Source organism: Burkholderia sp. BCC1985, assembly GCF_905339915.1.
Taxonomy (GTDB): domain Bacteria; phylum Pseudomonadota; class Gammaproteobacteria; order Burkholderiales; family Burkholderiaceae; genus Burkholderia.
On sequence record NZ_CAJPGY010000019.1, the window covers coordinates 22,043 to 38,767 of the forward strand.

The window sequence follows — 16,725 nt, forward strand, 5'->3', positions numbered from 1 at the left end:
CAGCACATCTGGATGGTGCACTGTCTCGGAGCGCACCTCCGAAGAGCGGTCAGCACTCGCTAGCGCCTCCGATCTCCTGAGATGTTCACATTTCCGCAATCGAAAGCACTAAATAGTTCCGATTCAATGCCTCGAAGAACCTCAATACTCGTCCATCGGCACGCTATTTCTGGCAGGTACCTACGACTATTCCACCACCTCATACTCGTTGGATCATCGCTCCCTGCTCCCGTATAGGCACCGATTCACAGAGCTCGTGACGCCAATCAAAATCGGACACGCGCTCAGAGTCCGATCGAAAAATTCTCTCGATCCTGAGTCAGATGCTTACTATAGTAAGGATCCGCCGCCAATGCTTCGCCCCATCTTTTCTTCATATATCCGACTTCACCGTTAAATCTTTCGATTTTCTCGGGTCGATCCTCTTTCCCCCGACTAATCGACTCATGGTGAAACAACGTCGCATATGGAGACCAAATATTCCTGTATCCACGCTCCCTGATTCGAAGGCAAAAATCAACGTCGTTGAAAGCAACCGCCAGATCAGCCTCATTCAGACCACCAACTTCGTCGAATACCTCTCGTCGCAGCAATAAACAAGCGGCGGTCACTGCCGAAAAATTTTGCACGAGTGACAATCGGCCGAAGTATCCAGTGTGGTCACCCGGAAAGTACTTATGCGAGTGTCCCGCAACGCCGCCGATGCCCAATATTACTCCAGCGTGTTGAATCGAACCGTTGCTATAAAATAATTTCGCCCCGACGCAACCGATCTCCTTGCGAGCAGCATGCCGGACCATTTCAGTAAGCCAGTCCGACGAAATCACCTCGATGTCGTTATTAATGAGCCCGATAATCTGACCTGACGCATACTTTGCACCGAAGTTATTTATCGCAGAATAGTTAAAGGGATATGGATATCGAACAACCTTAACGCGCCTACTCTCTTGCTGAATTTTCTCAAAAAAATCGAGAGTTTCTGGCTCGACACTCTCATTGTCAATAACGACAACTTCATAATTTTGATAACTCGTCTTATTCAAAATGCTCCGGACAGCAACCTCCGTCACGCTCCTATAATCCCGAGTCGGAATCAGGAGACTTACAAACGGCTGCGGCTCGACGATGGGCCATTTGACATGGTATGAGTTCGGAATAATCCCAGGCTCAACTTGTACACCTTCGACCCCAATCGCATCGAAATGATCGCGCAACGCCTTTATCCCGGCAACCTCCGTATACGATTTTTCGCCCGCAGCGAGTGCCGTTGAGCCAGGCAAAACACGCCAATGGTACAAAATCTTCGGAATATGCATAATTTCGCTGCAATCGATATGCGGCAAGCATCTCAATAGCAAATCGTAGTCTTGGCTTCCTTCTACGCCACGACGAAAACCTCCGATCGACTCCAACAGAGACCGCTTGTAAACCCCGAGATGAGAGACGTAGTTTTGCGAATAAAAAAGATCGGGGTTCCATTTGCATTTGAAATGCGGATCAAACCTCATGCCAAGCGCGTTGATTTTATCTTCGTCACTATAAACTACTTGCGCAGTTTCATTTGACTGTAGGGCTTCAACGACAAACAGGAGTGCATGCTCCGCCAACGTATCATCATGATCAAGCAACGCAACATAGTCCCCGGAGGCGATCTCGAGCGCGCTGTTGGATGCCTCAGAAATATGACCGTTCCTCTGTCGATATACGACCTTGATTCTAGGATCCTTATCCTGATACTCTGCTAACACCCGGCGGACATGACTATCGGGAGATGCGTCATCTGCGAGACAAAGCTCCCAATTCGGGTAACTCTGGCAGAGAACGGATTCAATACATTCCCGCAGAAATTTTTCGTCCGTATTGTATACTGGAACAACAACAGAAATAATCGGCTTGCTCACAAAGCCAGCAAGGATATTTACGACTTCCGCGCGGCCGGGCAAACTTGGCCGTTCGATTCTTTCTATCCAATCGTCATAATCGTCGGACGATTTATCGACAAGAAAACTTTCTTCATAGATATCAAGCACATCCGAAGGTTTCAGGTGGCTAGTCTTCAGCTCCCTCGAAAAATCTTCGGATAACTTTGAAACATCCTGATCCAGGAATTTAGGATGAGCCTGTCTTATCCGCATCAGCATCTGGCTCAACGCCGCCTCATCCGTCAACTTCCTAATCCCTAGCCATTCCACGGAAAATTCGCCACCGAGCTCCATTGGATCGAAGCGCAAGCTAACGACATTAGCTCGGATGAATACGACCTTCCCCGCGCTCAAATCCGATTTGTATCGAATTGAAAAAGCGTCATTCTCCGAAAATCCTGCACCAAAATCCATATAAAATTTCGCGAGACCGGGAATACTCTCCGATTTTATTTGCAGCGAGAAATCGTACCAGCCGGGCCCTGCAATGAAACCTAACTCACTTGCGTCGAAAAGAAAGGCTGGGTCATTCCCCAAAGATTTCCACGACGATTCTCCAAGATGTTCGAGTTCCTGACGATGGGGAGCAGAAAGAAGAAGATAGTTTCGGTTGTCAATAGCCCCGCTCGAACTGTCTCGAGCCGACTTTTGCTCATCATCCACCCAGTCTTGACACGGTTTTCGATTCAGGAGTAATCCGTAGCGACGGTAGTGTTCGATCGGAGACAAGCCGCTCAACGCGACATCAGCGTACTCCTGTGCATACCAAGCCGGGTCAAGAATTTTCAATTTACTTACGAACGTTGCCATTTTCCATCACCATATCTTTAAAGAGAATTTCGGCCTTCCGCCATTCCATGCCGAATAAAATGCAAAAAGGGCGGAATTCCGGAAACGGCAACATCCGGATACTTCCCTATATATTTGTCACAGCTAAAATTCGGCCCCGGGTCATGCCACTTCGCTATACCATAGGAGATAAAGTACTGAATCGGATCGATCCCACTGTCCAAAACCTCAGGGTGATGTCCCACATACCAATTCCGATCAAAGCATCCGGAATCCATGATCAGCTTTCGGAGAAAATGTGTGCCGCTTGGCACCTCATTCTTTCTCCGGAAAAGTGCAACGAATCGCCTTAGCGGCGCCGTCGACCTCCATGAAAATGACTCCATTAGTACATTAATTTTCCCCTCAAGCGACAAGCAAGCCGAATTCGCCAGAAAAATCTGATGATTACGTGCCTCAAGTAATTTTGTCAACGCAGCCAATTCGACAAAACGAGTTTCGATATTATTCTTTTGACTATCAATCTCGGCACGCAGCGCAGCATTCTCAGCTTTTATTTTTTTATACTGTTCAACGAGAGCGTCATGCTCTCCGTATGCGCCCGATTCCAAAAAGTCGTTCACACGGCCCCCAACAATTTATAGACCAATCAAATACAATCGCAATTTACAATTCACGAATGATCGATAGTCGAATTCACTTCATTTTGCTAGCGAGAGAAATAATCGCCCCAAGATTCTGACGCCCAACCCCGACGCACAGCTCAATAAGTGGCGCCTCCTTTTCATCTGCTGCATCAACTGCGATATCGAAGGTGCATACAAAACCGTAGCGAAATTCTGGGTCCAGCTTATATGCACTGACGACGTCGGGACGGATCATTCGGTCAACGCGAGATGCACGAACCACGTCCTTGTAGTCGACCAGCATTTTAAAATCGACATTCTCACCTCCATCACCTATAACCCAGCCCTTGCATTCAACTTTCTTTGCCGAAAGATTGACTGCATCGACGCAAATTTTCAATGCAGGATTTTTCGCTGCAAAAAAAAGATCGCTATCTGAATAATTTAAATTTCCGCAAACGTACCCCGCCCTCTCTTTCAAAGCCTTGTAAATCAAAGATTTTTCTTCTCGCACCAGCTCCAGGAAATCGGACGAGAATGCGTCATCTTCATCATTCATATCATGCTGCGAAAAAAACTCCACCGGGCGAAGTGAGCCATTTGGCCGTCCGCGAGGACGTTTCTTCGTAAAAAATTCGCTTCGCGATTTGACTACGTAGTGATTTACTCTAACAACATCCCAATTTACGTCGTCAGTAAGACCGCCCAGCTCCCCTACCTCAAGGTATCGACCTGACGGATCCGCATAAACAAATTGATCGTTTATTTCGAAGACATGTGGATTGGTTCCCACATCCTTATACGCGGACGATCTGACAATCGTTTTGTAATGGCGATTTACGCCTCTCTCACGCACACCTCGCGAGAAGAATCGCTCGATCACGCCCTTCGAATTGGCCGTCACCCAATTTGACGAACCATAGACTGCCCAATTTACGGCGACCGCACCAACTTTCTCATCGCCCAATACTCCATCGAGAGAATTGATTACATTAGTGGCACGACTAGATGGACGCATGAATTCGTCCGCGTCAATAAAGCAGAACCAATCCGCCTTATCTTTGAAGGTGTCCATCAGAAGCTGATATGCTGCTAGCTGCGGCTTCACGTCCGGGACTGTTTTGTACGTAATGCACTCAACATATCCTGCGACAGATAAAGCTTGAAGCAACTGGGCGGTACCATCGTCGCTTTCGTTGTCCGCGATAAAGAATCGAGATATCCCAAGAACGCGATGGTAGGCCAACCATTCCACAATGAACGGAAGCTCATTCTTAAAAATTGCAGCCACCGCAAATTTATTTCTATCCATACACAATCTCGAGAAGATCTATATTTTCAAAAATTGATAACCCTAGCGACCAGTCGACTCTATGCTTTCTGATATGCCGCTATCCCCTCTTCCACGTCATCAAATACGTCGATTTTTCCACCATTTAGGAGCATGACAATGTCACATAACTTTCTCACCTGCGCCATTCCGTGAGTTACCAATATCATATTGGCACGGCCAACGCGCCTCTTGAATTCAGCCTCTGCCTTTTCACGAAAATGTGCATCGCCAACCGACATGGCCTCGTCGATCATGTAGTAGTCGAAATCGAACGCCAAACTCATTCCAAACTTCAACCTTGAACTCATTCCTGAAGAATATGTCTTCACTGGCTGATTGAAATAATCCCCGAGCTCTGCGAACTCTTCAACATACGCAATTATTTTCTCCATCTCGTCGTTCTCGGCCCCAAGAGATCGACAAATGAATTTTACGTTTTGCCTGCCAGTTAGAGATCCCTGATACCCCCCACCCAAGCCAACTGGCCAAGATATTCTCTTATCCGTGATAATCTTCCCGCTATCCGGTATATCTGTACCACACAGCAATCGCATCAACGTACTCTTTCCAGCTCCGTTTCTACCGATCAATGCAATATTCTTGTCTGGAGGAATAATGAACGAAAAGTCGCGAAAGACATATTTTCTGCCTTGCTTTGTCACATACGATTTCGTCAGTTTTGATAATTCAATCATTTTACGAATTCGGCGTCCGCAGAGATTGACGGAGGCGTCTATACGCCACCATCACAAAAAATGTGGATGCGACAGTAAAATACAGCGGATATGCGGAACTCATACCCTTTACGGCCGGATAGTTTTCGAAAGTTGCCGCACGGACATTGTTGATAATCTCGACGTACGGATTCCACGATATCAGAAACATCTTATCCTGCGGCAGATTCCAGATCGGGAAAAACACGCCGGCCGTTATATACAATGGAATATATAACATCTTGCAGATGCGCCCGGAGTTCGGGATAAGATGAGCTATTAACCCAAAAGTCACGCCAATTGAAAACGACAAAAATATACCGACCGTCAACGCCCAAACCCACATTAGCGGATCATTTATAGATACGTCGTGGCCGAGCCAAAATCCAAGTGCGAAGCAGATAATTAAATAGGCGCATGAATATGTACAAAGCTCAACGATCAAGCGTGCCACGAATGTGTCAAATGGCATCAATTGGCGATATGCAAAAAGCCCTTGATTCGCCTGCAGAGAATCAGTCAACCGCCATGCGATACTGCGCATCATATGGAATGGAACGATTCCGCTTACCATGTACATGACGAAATCTATGCCTTGCATCGGAGTCGCGTGTAGGAACGAATGAAACGCCAGAATAATCACGAGAATCGCCAACGGCTCTAGCACGACCCATACAAAGCCCATTCGTCGCGCACCAAATCGCGTTTGCATTTCTCTCAGAAATAATGCAAACAACACGGACCGAAAAATCTTCCACGACGATCGATTCGCCTTGAATGGAGACTCAAAATCAGACATGAAATCACCATTAATATTGACTAATGTCACGTCCCAACAACAGCACCTGCACAATCGGGGTAATTATTTTTTGCATCTCGTATACCGGAGCATTTGTTACGTAAACAGTATCGTCAGGCTGCACCGAAAATTTCTTTGCCAGGAACATCGACACAGGTTCACGCATATCTAGACGGAATACTTTTGCTTCGGGTTTGCCACTATTGGCATTTTCGCTCAGGCGGAAAACGAATACTCCGCTGGGATTTGCCATGTGTTCATTCAGTCCACCCACGGAACCCAACACTTCCAGAAGGTTCGGGGTAGCGGAAGGAAAATCATGAAGCCCGGGCTTCGTAACAGCGCCCATAGCAACGAAACGCTTTCGGGCTCGCTCCAGAACAATCTCGGAATTTGGCGGAACCGACACATTGCCACCAGACAACAGATCCTGATAATTGTAGTTCTGTACTGCTTTCCCGGTACGAAGGGTTACCGTAGTCAAATAGGGCTCCAAAACCGGCCCTCCCGCCAGATTGATCGAATCCAGGATGGTCAGCGGGCCCTGAGAAGCGGAAAACCGTCCAGGATTCTTAACGGCCCCGGCAACCAAGACCGAACGAGACAAATCACCTTGCAACTCGACGTGCACCTGCGGTTCGATGGCTCGCCCCTTCAAGCCACGTCGGATAATATTTTCGGCCTCAGCCAAGGTGGCACCACGAACGCTCTCGGGTCCAAGATAAGGAAGCGTTATTTTTCCCTTTGAGTCCACACGAACTTGACCGAATACCGTTCCGCCCTGTGCCAGGGGAGCGAACAGCGTTTTATCCGCTCCACTATCGTCTGAAATCATTACTTTGAGGACGTCCCCCGGCATAAGACGTACCTCCGGTTCATCCGGTCGGGCAACACCACTCAGCAGGGCCGTATCTGGCGGACGCGTATAGCGCTCGATGTTGACGGGTGCAAGTTCGATTAATTGATACGGATAATCCGCATTTTGAGCATTACTCGTAGACGTGACATCGGAAAGCTGGGGGCCCGCTCCTGATAATGCGGCACACCCTCCTAGGAGAAGGCTACCGAACAACACGAGACCCAAACTATAATGTGTCCGTCTTGATGGCGTAGTAACACTTGCGTTCTTCATAAACATACCTGATACGTGAATTCTTAGTCCCGGTGATCATTGATCGTTGCTATAACAAATTTGGCGATACCAAAGATCAGCAGCAACATAATGAAAATCGTCAGCAAACTATATATGCGCCGAGGAAAGAGCGCCTCGTCAGGCATATTTGGACTCACAACGATCACAAGACTACGCAATTTCTTCGTCGACTCGATTCGCGCACTCTCTAATGCCGAAACTGATGCCTTGTAGGCGTCCTGCGCAATACCCGCATTCAATTCGAGACTTTGATAATTTGACGCCACCACGTTCAGCTGATCGTTAGAATTACGCGCGATCAGTTTTTTGCTTTCAACTGAAATCTGCTGCTGAATTGCCTGAATTTGGTACTTCTGTTGGCGTACTTGTGGCGTATCTTCCCTGAGACTTGCCCGTAAGGCACGAAGCGTAGCCTCTGCCTTGGTGAGATCCGACTGGAGCCCTGCAATTACGTCGTTGCGCGCGACTGCGGATCGCTGCGCGTCCAGCACGTTATTTGCGCCTTGAAAGTTCAACATTGCCTTGCGCTTGGCTTCGTAGTTGAGACGAGAGCGCTCCAGTTCGCCCTCTGCGAAATTAACTTGCTCGCGTGCTAACCGATGAGATATTTCGTTTACGAACTGCTCACTTTCTGAAATGATCGCCGAGACGGTGTCGTCGGCAAATTTCCTGTCAAAAGCCTGCACAGATATGGTCAGCAACCCGGTCGTGGCATCGAATTGGGCCGTTACCATTTTCTGGTAGTACTTGAGCAGTTCCTCTCTAGTAGCATCGGGCGACAAGTAATACCACGGATCACGCATCTGGCCAGCGTAGTGCTTGCTCCATTGAATTCTTTTCTGCAGTGCATTAAGCATATCCTGGGAAATCACGTACTCACGGACATAAAGAGTTTCGGCTGCATTCCCGCCCGAAATTCCTCCCCCGCCCATCAATGCTGCCAACCCCGGTATCTGCATACCCTCGCCAGCCCCTTCCGACCCAACCTTATGGACAGCTACTTGGGACGAGCTTACATAGCGATCACGCGCGAGAAAAGCGTAATACACGATCGCCATAACCATCGGCACGATAACCATACCCCAAAAAAGCCGATTTTTTTTGATATTGCCGATAAGCATTTTTACAATTATATATATTAAATCGAATCGAAAATCTTTCAGCCACTCAATTTTGCGCGCCGCCTCTCCCCTAAAGTATTCTCGCCGCCCACGGGCGAAATACATTTGGCATGGCCGCCGGCAAAAAATCCGCCTGCAGGTAATTCAGATTCGGATTGTAAAAAGGATCATGGTACATAATGTGTCGCCAGCGATTACGCATGTACCGCACCTCAGAGCGGAACCGCTTTCGCTGAGGTGGCGATTCGTCTTTCCCGCGTGAAATCGACTCATGGTGGTATAGCAACGCGTGCGGGGTCCACACTATGCGCAAACCTGTGTCGCGAATGCGTAGACAGTAGTCGACATCATTAAACGCAATCTTCAGACTATGTTCGTTCAATCCACCGACACGCTGATATAGAGACTTCCCTGTCAACAAACACGCCGCCGTCACCGCCGACAAATCCTGCGCAACCAACGCCCGTCCACAATAACCAGGCTCGTTCCGCCCGATCCCGTTATGCAAATGGTTCGCGCACCCGCCCGGCCCCACCGTATCGCCCGCATGCTGGACCGTATCGTCTCCATAAAGCAGCTTGGCGCCGACCGCGCCCACGTTACCGCTCGACAACACCCCCACCATCTCCCCCAACCACTCCGGGGAAATCACCTCGGTATCGTTGTTGAGCAAACACACCAACTCGCCCCTCGCGTGGGCAATCGCCACATTGTTGATACGCGAGTAATTGAACGGCTCATCGAACGCCAACACCCGAACATTGGCCACCTGCTGCAAGCTCCGCAGGTAGTCCAGTGTTTCGGGTTCGACGCTCTGGTTGTCCACGACGAGAATCTCGTACGATCCGTAGCACGTCTTCTCCAGCACACTGGTGATGCAACGACGCAGATGACCCAACTGATCGCGCGTCGGAATGACGATGCTGACCAACGGAGCCGGCTCCGCTATCGCATAACGCACCCTGCATCTGCCCGGCCCTGTCCCTTCGACCTCCGCCGCTATCCCGACGCGGCGCAAATGCGCAGTCACCGCACCAACCGCTTCAACACCATCGACCGGCTCTTCTCTGGGCGTGATATGCCAAAGCGGGGCAGGGACGTGCACCATCGGTGAACCGAGTTCGCTCAAACGCAGCAGTAATGCATGAGCGACATTCGCGCTATTCACGTCCGCACCGAATTCAGGCAGACGATGTGCATACCGGCCGTTCCAGACGAACGCCTCTCCAATGTAATTAGTGGAGCGCAGCAGCTCGGGGGACCAATCCGGCTTGAAAACGGGATCACACAATTGACCGTCGGCACCGACGACATCGTGATCCGCATAAATAACAGCGGCATCCGGCGTTTTGACTACGGCGTCCGCGAGACAAAACAATGCTTGCTCCGAAAGCGTGACTCCCGCGCGGATAACAAGGCGCCACTCGTTCTGCTCGACTGTCGTCGACATCAAACGGGACCATTCTTCAGCCGAATCGCCCGTCACCAATTCGACGTCAAATCGCTGATAAGTCTGCGCCGCCAAACTGGTTCGCGTCGCGTCGATATCGGCCTGTGTAGTTTGCCGGTTTGCCGACAAAAAAATGTTAAATCTTGGTGAGAACTGCCAACTTGCAGCACGACGACTCATCAGGGCGCGATCCGTCGGCGTAATAGCATAGAAATCCTGATACCACCCCGAGTAGCCGCCACGAAACACATTTGCCCGAAAGCGGCAAGCCACATCGTACGCGTAATCAATATCGGAGAAAAGCGTAGCTGGCGTGAGTCCCGCTCGGATACACCTGTGCCAAGGCTGCTTGTACAACGTGCATCCCACTCTCCATAGCTGTCGCAAACGATACACTGCGAAACTCAAGCGGCGATATTGAAGGAATTCCATGCGAGCAGGTTGCTCGGCGCCGTCCACGATCAAATGGATCGCCCGCACAGCCGCGTCAGTCTTGACTAGCTCCTGTATGCGTCCCTTGCTGCTTATCAAGACTTTTAAATATTGTGTCCGAGCGCCATCTAGGGTAAGCACTGCGGTAGCAACGCGCGCCTTGCCCTTGTCCATCGCCAGCCCTTCTATCAGCCACGCCATGGTCGCGCGGCCATTCCTCTCAGATTTTTTAACCAGCACTTCGTCACTACCTGTCTTGACCATGACGCCACTTTGGATCCGCGATTATAATTCACGACCAGAGGATGACCAGATAAACCTAGAAGTATCGAACATGCGCCGATCTATACTATTTCTCCAGGGCCCGCCCTCGCTTTTTTGGCGTCAACTATGCGATCGGTTCGATTCGGCGGGCGCACGCACGCATCGGATCAATTTTTCGCTGGGAGACTGGGCCTACTGGCGCAAATCCGGCGCAGTCAACTACCGTGGGCGCTTTAGCCGCTGGGCTGGTTTTCTGCGCGATTATCTGGTACAGCACCAGATTACCGACATCCTCTACTTTGCTGATCGCCTGCCCTATCATGCGGTCGCGCGCGAAGTGGCCGAATCGCTCGGCATTCGTACGTACGCGGTCGAATTCGGCTATCTGCGCCCCGATTGGCTAACGCTGGAGCGCGGCGGAATGGGCACGCTGTCCCACTTCCCCACCGATCCGCAAACGATTCGCGCGATCGCCCGCCGTGTCGGCCCATTTAAACAGGACGACGCACATTATTCACATTCTTTCGGGCAGGAGGCGTTCAACGAGGTCCTTTATAACCTCCTGACCTCGTTGGTGCCATACTTCTTCCCACTCTATCGTACGGACAAATATTACTTACCGTTACTGGATTATCTGCGCTGGTTGCCGCGCATGATTGGCCAGCGACTGTATGAACCGGCACGGGTAGCGGCTGCCGACGTATTGCGCCATTCCGACGACCGCTACTGGATGCTCGCGCTGCAAATGCAGGCCGATTACCAGCTACGCGCCAATTCCGCGTACAGCGATCAGCGGCACGTGATCGAGGAAGTCATTTCGTCATTCGCTCAGCATGCGCCGCAGGACGGCTCGCTGATCATCAAGCTACATCCGCTCGACAACGGGATGGAACGCTGGGAGCGATTTGTCGCACGCACGAGTGAACGTCACGGCGTGACATCGCGTGTCATCGCTGTGACGGATTGCGATCTCAAACGCACGATTAAACACAGTCAAGGTGTAATTACGGTCAATTCGACCGTCGGTCTGCACGCGCTACGTGCCAATTGCCCGGTAAAAGTCTTGGGCATGGCGATGTACGACATCGAAGGACTCACGCACCAGGGGCCGCTGGAAACGTTCTGGACTCAACCGCAGCGCGTCAACAAGCCGCTGCTCAAGGATTTCGTGGCGGCGATCGCCGCCACCGTTCAAGTACACGGCTCGTTCTACAACCGCGCGGGCCGCGATGCGGCATGCGCCGAAATCGTGCGTCGCGTGCTGAACGACGAGGTCAATGGCCAGGGCGCGTTTGTCGACCCGCCCCCGCGGCTCGAGCGCGCACTGCAGTCGAATGTCCCGATCTTCGGCTCGCTGCGCGGTAGCGGTATCGAACCGGCAACGGGCGTGGCCCCGGTCATCACGCCTCCCGAAACAGACGTGCAACCCAGTGGCGCCAACGTGGCACCTGCGGCGTAGCACGCCATTCGACGAGTTCCTGCAGTGCCCGCTCCGGCGTGGTGAAGCGCTTCGTCGTTCGGCTCACATAGGTGGGATACAGAATCAGCGCCGCCGCCACGAGCTCGTCGAGCTTCAGCACACGAGCGCGCCGCTGACGCACCGCTTCCGTCAAGCCGGCATCGCGTGTCATGCCCCAGCCCGCGTAGAAAGGCTGCCCGTAAGTCACGACCTTCACGCCACGCATCAGCGCCTCAAACCCGGCCAGCGACGTCAGCACATGCACTTCGTCCACGCTGCCGAGCAGTTCGTGAAACGAAACTGAGCCAAGCGTCTCGTCGCACCACTGCGCCGCGTCGCCCTCGCCGCGCCCCACATTGCGCAGGCCGGCCACGACGTCCGGGTGCGGCTTGTACAGCAGGTACGCATCGGGATTGGCGACCCGAACCGCACGCAACAGATCCATATTGCTGCGAATATCCGACGCACCGAAGCGGATCGACGCATCCGTCTCGACCTGTCCGGGCACCAGAATCACGCGCCGCCCCTGCGGACGGCTCCAGTTCGCGCGGCCGGCGAGGTTGTACTTGGTAATGCCCGCATCGCAGATGGCCCGGCGCAGACTGGCTGCACGTTCAACCAGTTCGGGGGAAAACGTCGCGTGTGCAAGCAGCATTTCCAGTCTGGAAGGCCGGGTGGCATCGTAATAGATGCCGATGTCGTCCTGCACCCACGACAACGGGCGAGTCAGGTCGGCGCCGAGGCCGACGGAGCGCACGAAGCCGTCCTCGACGCGGATGACCGGGTGCATCGCGGACAATGCGGGGGCAAGCCGGTCGTCAAGCTTGCGTCCCCACGTGGCAACGGCGGCATCGCTCGCCCGCGGCACCCGCCAGCGAAATCGAACGGCGCTGCCGCCGAAAAACTGACGCACATAGTCCTTCTTCCAGCCTGAAAACCCGAGCGCATCGATCTCGACGGGAAATCGTTGCCGCATCCGGCGCTGCAACGCCAGCCACGCGATCACGGCTTCAACCTCGCAGCGCTTGCCGGTTTCCGGATCCACATAGCGGCAATAATCGATCAGCGCAGCATGAACGAGTTGCTCCAACGTGGCCATACCGCGTCGCCTGGGTGCCGGCAACTCGTCCCGAGTCAGCCCCCACCCCGCGTAGAACGGCATGCCGAATACACGCACCGGCAGCCCCCATATCAATGCCTCGAAACCGAGTTGCGAAGTCACCGTATAAACCTCGTGAACCAGCGGCAGCACACTGGCCGGATGCGCGCTGTCGGCCAGCACGCGCACGCGCGGCATCGCGCGCACCGCGTCGAGATCGAAATGGCCTTGCTTGCGGCCGGACACGACGTCGGGATGAACCTTGAGCAGAATCGTGCGATCGGGATGATCGCGCAGCGCGGCTTCCAGCATGCGGTGGAAGCTGGACGCGTCGGCAAGACCGCAGGAAATCGAGGCATCGCCACGCGTCTGGTCCACGACCAATATGCATCCATCGGGCAATGCCCTGTCCAGGTCGCGGCTGTGGTTGTATTTGGACACGCGGCCGTCCCGCCATGCCGCAGCCAGTGCGCGAGCCCGCGTGATCTGGTCGTCGCGCAGCGGCTGCGCAATCAGGGATTCCAGCCTCGATGGCTGGCTGCCGTCGAGATAAAGCCCGACATCGTCGAAAATGACCGAAAGCGGAGGGTCGTCCTTGCCGAGTCCGACTGAACGCACGAAGCCGTCTTCGATGTGATAGACCGCGAGGCCATGTTTCTTCGCGTAGCGCTCGGCGGCCATTGCGCTCGGACGGCGCCCCCATGCAAGGACACCCGCACCCGCGACCGGCTGGCCCACCGGCCGGTAGTGCAGTTGAAAATCATCCAGCAACGCGGCGAGTGTCGGGATGCGGTTCACGCCCGGCGCCATCGTATAGGCGCGCGGCAGCGAACCTATCGACGCTTTGCGAAGCGGCTGCCCGGCGACTTCGCCCCGGCCAACAGAAAAATCAGTCAAAAACTTGAGCCTCGACAAATGCGGCCACACGCGCTCACGCGATCCGGTAATTGCCGAAAGCGGAGGTATATCCTGCGAAGCCGGAGTAATGGAATATCGATGCGCCCACCGGGATGGTCATGTCGAGCGGACTTCGGATATCGATCCGCGCAACCGGACGACAACGGCAGAAATGCTGCGCGCACGATGCAATTCATGCGCTCACCACCTGCCCTCATCCTCGCGCGGGAGCAATCGCATTATACTTCTCGACCCGCCACCACTGCCGTATCCGGGGGATGTCGACATTTTAACGGGCAATCCCCTTCAAAGAGGCCAGCAAGCCGATTAATGCATACTGGAGCGAGTCGCTCCGCCCCATGACCTGCCGTCGGTTGCGGATGCAACATCAACCCGTACCGACATCACAAATGTAAATAATTTACAATATTAAAAATTATTACGAGGGTGGAGCCATATAAATTTGTCATTGCCAGTTGCGCACACACGATCAAACATCTTTAGAATCACCCAATCAACAAAAAGTCCAGAACGCCCGCTCATGCCGGGATGATTTTGCACGAGTCGCGCATACGCGCGCCGACCAACCACACGCATTTGATGTTCTGATGTTGCGCAGGCTCCTATACCGAAAATCGGCACACGGCCCGTCTCACCTCCGTGGCAACACGGCGGTGCTACGTTGGCTCGTTCTGCATGAAGGTGAAAATCCGTCCACGGATTATTACGTGCTGCCGCGCCTGCGGGAGTCGGGGCTGCCTGTCGTCTATAAAAACCTGGACAGTGCATTGCCGGAATCCGGTGACCTGGCACCCGGGACGGCCGTCGTGATCATCCGCTACCTGAACACGCGATGGGCGCGCGCATTGCACATTCATCGCGCGCAATTGGCGCGAATCGTGTATTTCATGGACGATGACCTGCTGCAGCCACGGTCATGGAACGGGCTGCCTCGCCCGTATGTGAAAAAACTCCGCAAATACTGCCATGCGCATACCGCGGACATCCGCGACCTTGCCACGGAATACTGGTTTTCGACGCAGGCACTGCGCGATCGCTATCCGGAGCGGGCGGCTAAACTCGTGACGCCGCGTGCATTGCCGGAGGATGCCCGCCCGCTGCAGGTACGCAACGCTGTAGTCGACGCACCGGAATCGCCGATCCTAGTGTTCTATCACGGCAGCGCTGCTCATGAAGCCGAGATCACATGGCTGCAACCGATCATCGCGCAAGTGCTCGCACGCTGTCCGAACGTCCATTTCGAGCTGATTGGCGCGCATGCGGTGAATGTGCTCTTTCGCAGCCTGCCACGCACACGGGTCGTACATCCGATGGACTGGGCCAACTATCGCGGCCACTGCCGCCTTCTCGACGGCCATATCGGCCTCGCCCCGCTGCTACCCTCCGCGTTCAACACTACGCGCGCGCACGTGAAGGCGTACGATATCGCCCGCTGCCGCGCGGTGGGGCTGTATGCCGCCGCGGGTCCTTATCAAGAGGTCATCCGGCACGCCGAGAACGGCCTCTTGCTCGCCAATGATCCGCAGATCTGGGTGGATGCACTATGCGCGCTGGCCGGCGATCCGGCCCGCCTACACGCACTGCGCGTGGCCGCACAGAAGCTCCTTCAACTTCCCCCTGCCGAACAGCCAGCCCCGATCGGGATGATTCGCACCGCGCCCGAGCAAGTCGCGCTTACTCGTAACCCAGCCGACTCAGGAACCAGCCGGATACGGCCGGATGTAATCCGGCCAGCAGGAAACATCCGAGGTTCAGTGGGAATGGAAAGCTGATTCGCGCACGATTGGTGCTCAGGCCCACGCGTATCACGCGCGCCGCCTTCGGCGCTTTCCAGAGGAATGGCTTCGGACCGGGCATATCGAAGCACATCTGCGACTCGACGTAGCCAGGCATGATCACGTTGACCTTGACACCCTCCGCAGCCAGCCCGTCGCGCATCGCTTCCCCGTAGGCCTTCACCGCAGCCTTGCTCGCACTGTAGCTGGGCGTCTCGGGCAATCCTCGCCATGCGGCAAGAGAGCTGACCAGTGCGATCTGCCCTCCGCGGCGCGCGCGCATCGCGGGCATCGCCGCATGCGCGGTGGCGATGCTTGCCTTCACGTTCACGTCCAGCAGACGGTGCATGTCCTCCCAGTCTTCGCCTTGATGCCCGGGGCCGGTATTGATATTGACGCCGGCATTTGCGATCACGAGATCGGGCGCTTCGGCCGCGCTCATTTCGCTGACCCAATTCCGCAACGTCTCGTGATCGCGAACATCGAATGCCGCCGTGATGACACGCGCACCGAGCGAGGTACAGGCGTCACTCACCTGTTGCAGCAGCGCGGTATTGCGGCCGTGCAAAATGAGTACCGCCGAGCCGGCACGCGCATATTCCTGCGCCAGCGCGGAACCGATGCCGCCCGTTGCACCCGTAATCAGCACGCAACGCGGAACCCCGTTTTTTCGTGTAGGCATGGTCGAGAGATATGGATTTGGATCGTGATATTTTCGGCAGCATTATCCGACATGCCCCACAAAAAACGCGCATCATTCATAGAATATTTTCCCCAAACAGTCCGCACGGCAATCCGGCGACTCGGGCATTTCCGCGCTTCGGCATAAGCGTCGGGAAAACATCTCCCCTGCTGCATCGTTCGGGGTTTTA

At 53.8% G+C, this 16,725-nt stretch carries 12 protein-coding genes; 2 read left to right on the top strand and 10 right to left on the bottom strand.

Annotated features, from left to right (window positions below):
* Nucleotides 1–284: 284 nt before the first annotated feature.
* From U4Z31_RS20520 to U4Z31_RS20555, 8 genes are all read right to left on the bottom strand, one after another.
* A complete protein-coding gene (locus U4Z31_RS20520) occupies nucleotides 285–2,732 on the bottom strand; it encodes a glycosyltransferase family 2 protein (protein WP_321811254.1) in 2,448 nt (815 codons plus the stop codon).
* 17 nt (nucleotides 2,733–2,749) lie between these two features.
* A complete protein-coding gene (locus U4Z31_RS20525; RefSeq protein ID WP_321811255.1) occupies nucleotides 2,750–3,334 on the bottom strand; it encodes a hypothetical protein in 585 nt (194 codons plus the stop codon).
* Between the two features lie 73 nt (nucleotides 3,335–3,407).
* Complete coding sequence (locus tag U4Z31_RS20530; RefSeq protein ID WP_321811256.1) at nucleotides 3,408–4,649, bottom strand: glycosyltransferase family 2 protein; 1,242 nt, start codon at nucleotides 4,647–4,649, stop codon at nucleotides 3,408–3,410.
* Nucleotides 4,650–4,708: 59 nt separating this feature from the next.
* Nucleotides 4,709–5,332, bottom strand: coding sequence for an ABC transporter ATP-binding protein (locus U4Z31_RS20535; RefSeq protein WP_321811257.1), 624 nt, complete (start codon nucleotides 5,330–5,332; stop codon nucleotides 4,709–4,711).
* 34 nt (nucleotides 5,333–5,366) lie between these two features.
* Nucleotides 5,367–6,182, bottom strand: coding sequence for an ABC transporter permease (locus tag U4Z31_RS20540; protein ID WP_321811258.1), 816 nt, complete (start codon nucleotides 6,180–6,182; stop codon nucleotides 5,367–5,369).
* A 10-nt stretch (nucleotides 6,183–6,192) separates the two neighbouring features.
* A complete protein-coding gene (locus U4Z31_RS20545; protein WP_260427310.1) occupies nucleotides 6,193–7,320 on the bottom strand; it encodes a polysaccharide biosynthesis/export family protein in 1,128 nt (375 codons plus the stop codon).
* A 17-nt stretch (nucleotides 7,321–7,337) separates the two neighbouring features.
* The gene (locus U4Z31_RS20550) at nucleotides 7,338–8,561 is read right to left on the bottom strand and encodes an ABC transporter permease (protein ID WP_321811259.1); all 1,224 of its coding nucleotides are present in this window, start codon (nucleotides 8,559–8,561) and stop codon (nucleotides 7,338–7,340) included.
* The gene (locus U4Z31_RS20555; protein ID WP_321811260.1) at nucleotides 8,527–10,602 is read right to left on the bottom strand and encodes a glycosyltransferase family 2 protein; all 2,076 of its coding nucleotides are present in this window, start codon (nucleotides 10,600–10,602) and stop codon (nucleotides 8,527–8,529) included. Before U4Z31_RS20555 ends, U4Z31_RS20550 begins: the two co-directional genes overlap by 35 nt.
* Between U4Z31_RS20555 and U4Z31_RS20560 the strand changes: the two genes are divergently transcribed.
* Complete coding sequence (locus U4Z31_RS20560; RefSeq protein ID WP_321811261.1) at nucleotides 10,601–12,061, top strand: capsular biosynthesis protein; 1,461 nt, start codon at nucleotides 10,601–10,603, stop codon at nucleotides 12,059–12,061. The genes U4Z31_RS20555 and U4Z31_RS20560 overlap by 2 nt on opposite strands.
* Here the strand turns inward: U4Z31_RS20560 and U4Z31_RS20565 are convergent.
* Nucleotides 12,003–14,057, bottom strand: a complete 2,055-nt coding sequence (locus U4Z31_RS20565; protein ID WP_321811262.1) for a capsular polysaccharide biosynthesis protein — start codon at nucleotides 14,055–14,057, stop codon at nucleotides 12,003–12,005. The two genes, U4Z31_RS20560 and U4Z31_RS20565, sit on opposite strands and share 59 nt — an antisense overlap.
* Before the next feature lie 674 nt (nucleotides 14,058–14,731).
* On the opposite strand from U4Z31_RS20565, the gene U4Z31_RS20570 reads away from it, so the two are divergent.
* The gene (locus U4Z31_RS20570; protein ID WP_321811263.1) at nucleotides 14,732–15,850 is read left to right on the top strand and encodes a hypothetical protein; all 1,119 of its coding nucleotides are present in this window, start codon (nucleotides 14,732–14,734) and stop codon (nucleotides 15,848–15,850) included.
* Here U4Z31_RS20570 and U4Z31_RS20575 read toward each other — a convergent pair.
* Nucleotides 15,753–16,535 carry an SDR family NAD(P)-dependent oxidoreductase gene (locus U4Z31_RS20575; RefSeq protein ID WP_124571177.1) on the bottom strand — a complete coding sequence of 261 codons (783 nt, stop codon included), beginning with the start codon at nucleotides 16,533–16,535 and terminating at the stop codon, nucleotides 15,753–15,755. The genes U4Z31_RS20570 and U4Z31_RS20575 overlap by 98 nt on opposite strands.
* Nucleotides 16,536–16,725: the final 190 nt, after the last annotated feature.

Coding starts and splice junctions, on each gene's coding strand:
- U4Z31_RS20530 (WP_321811256.1), bottom strand. CDS start 4,649: ATGGATAGAAATAAATTTGCGGTGGCTGCAATTTTTAAGAATGAGCTT.
- U4Z31_RS20540 (WP_321811258.1), bottom strand. CDS start 6,182: ATGTCTGATTTTGAGTCTCCATTCAAGGCGAATCGATCGTCGTGGAAG.
- U4Z31_RS20545 (WP_260427310.1), bottom strand. CDS start 7,320: ATGTTTATGAAGAACGCAAGTGTTACTACGCCATCAAGACGGACACAT.
- U4Z31_RS20575 (WP_124571177.1), bottom strand. CDS start 16,535: ATGCCTACACGAAAAAACGGGGTTCCGCGTTGCGTGCTGATTACGGGT.
- U4Z31_RS20560 (WP_321811261.1), top strand. CDS start 10,601: ATGACGCCACTTTGGATCCGCGATTATAATTCACGACCAGAGGATGAC.
- U4Z31_RS20555 (WP_321811260.1), bottom strand. CDS start 10,602: ATGGTCAAGACAGGTAGTGACGAAGTGCTGGTTAAAAAATCTGAGAGG.
- U4Z31_RS20520 (WP_321811254.1), bottom strand. CDS start 2,732: ATGGCAACGTTCGTAAGTAAATTGAAAATTCTTGACCCGGCTTGGTAT.
- U4Z31_RS20550 (WP_321811259.1), bottom strand. CDS start 8,561: ATGTATTTCGCCCGTGGGCGGCGAGAATACTTTAGGGGAGAGGCGGCG.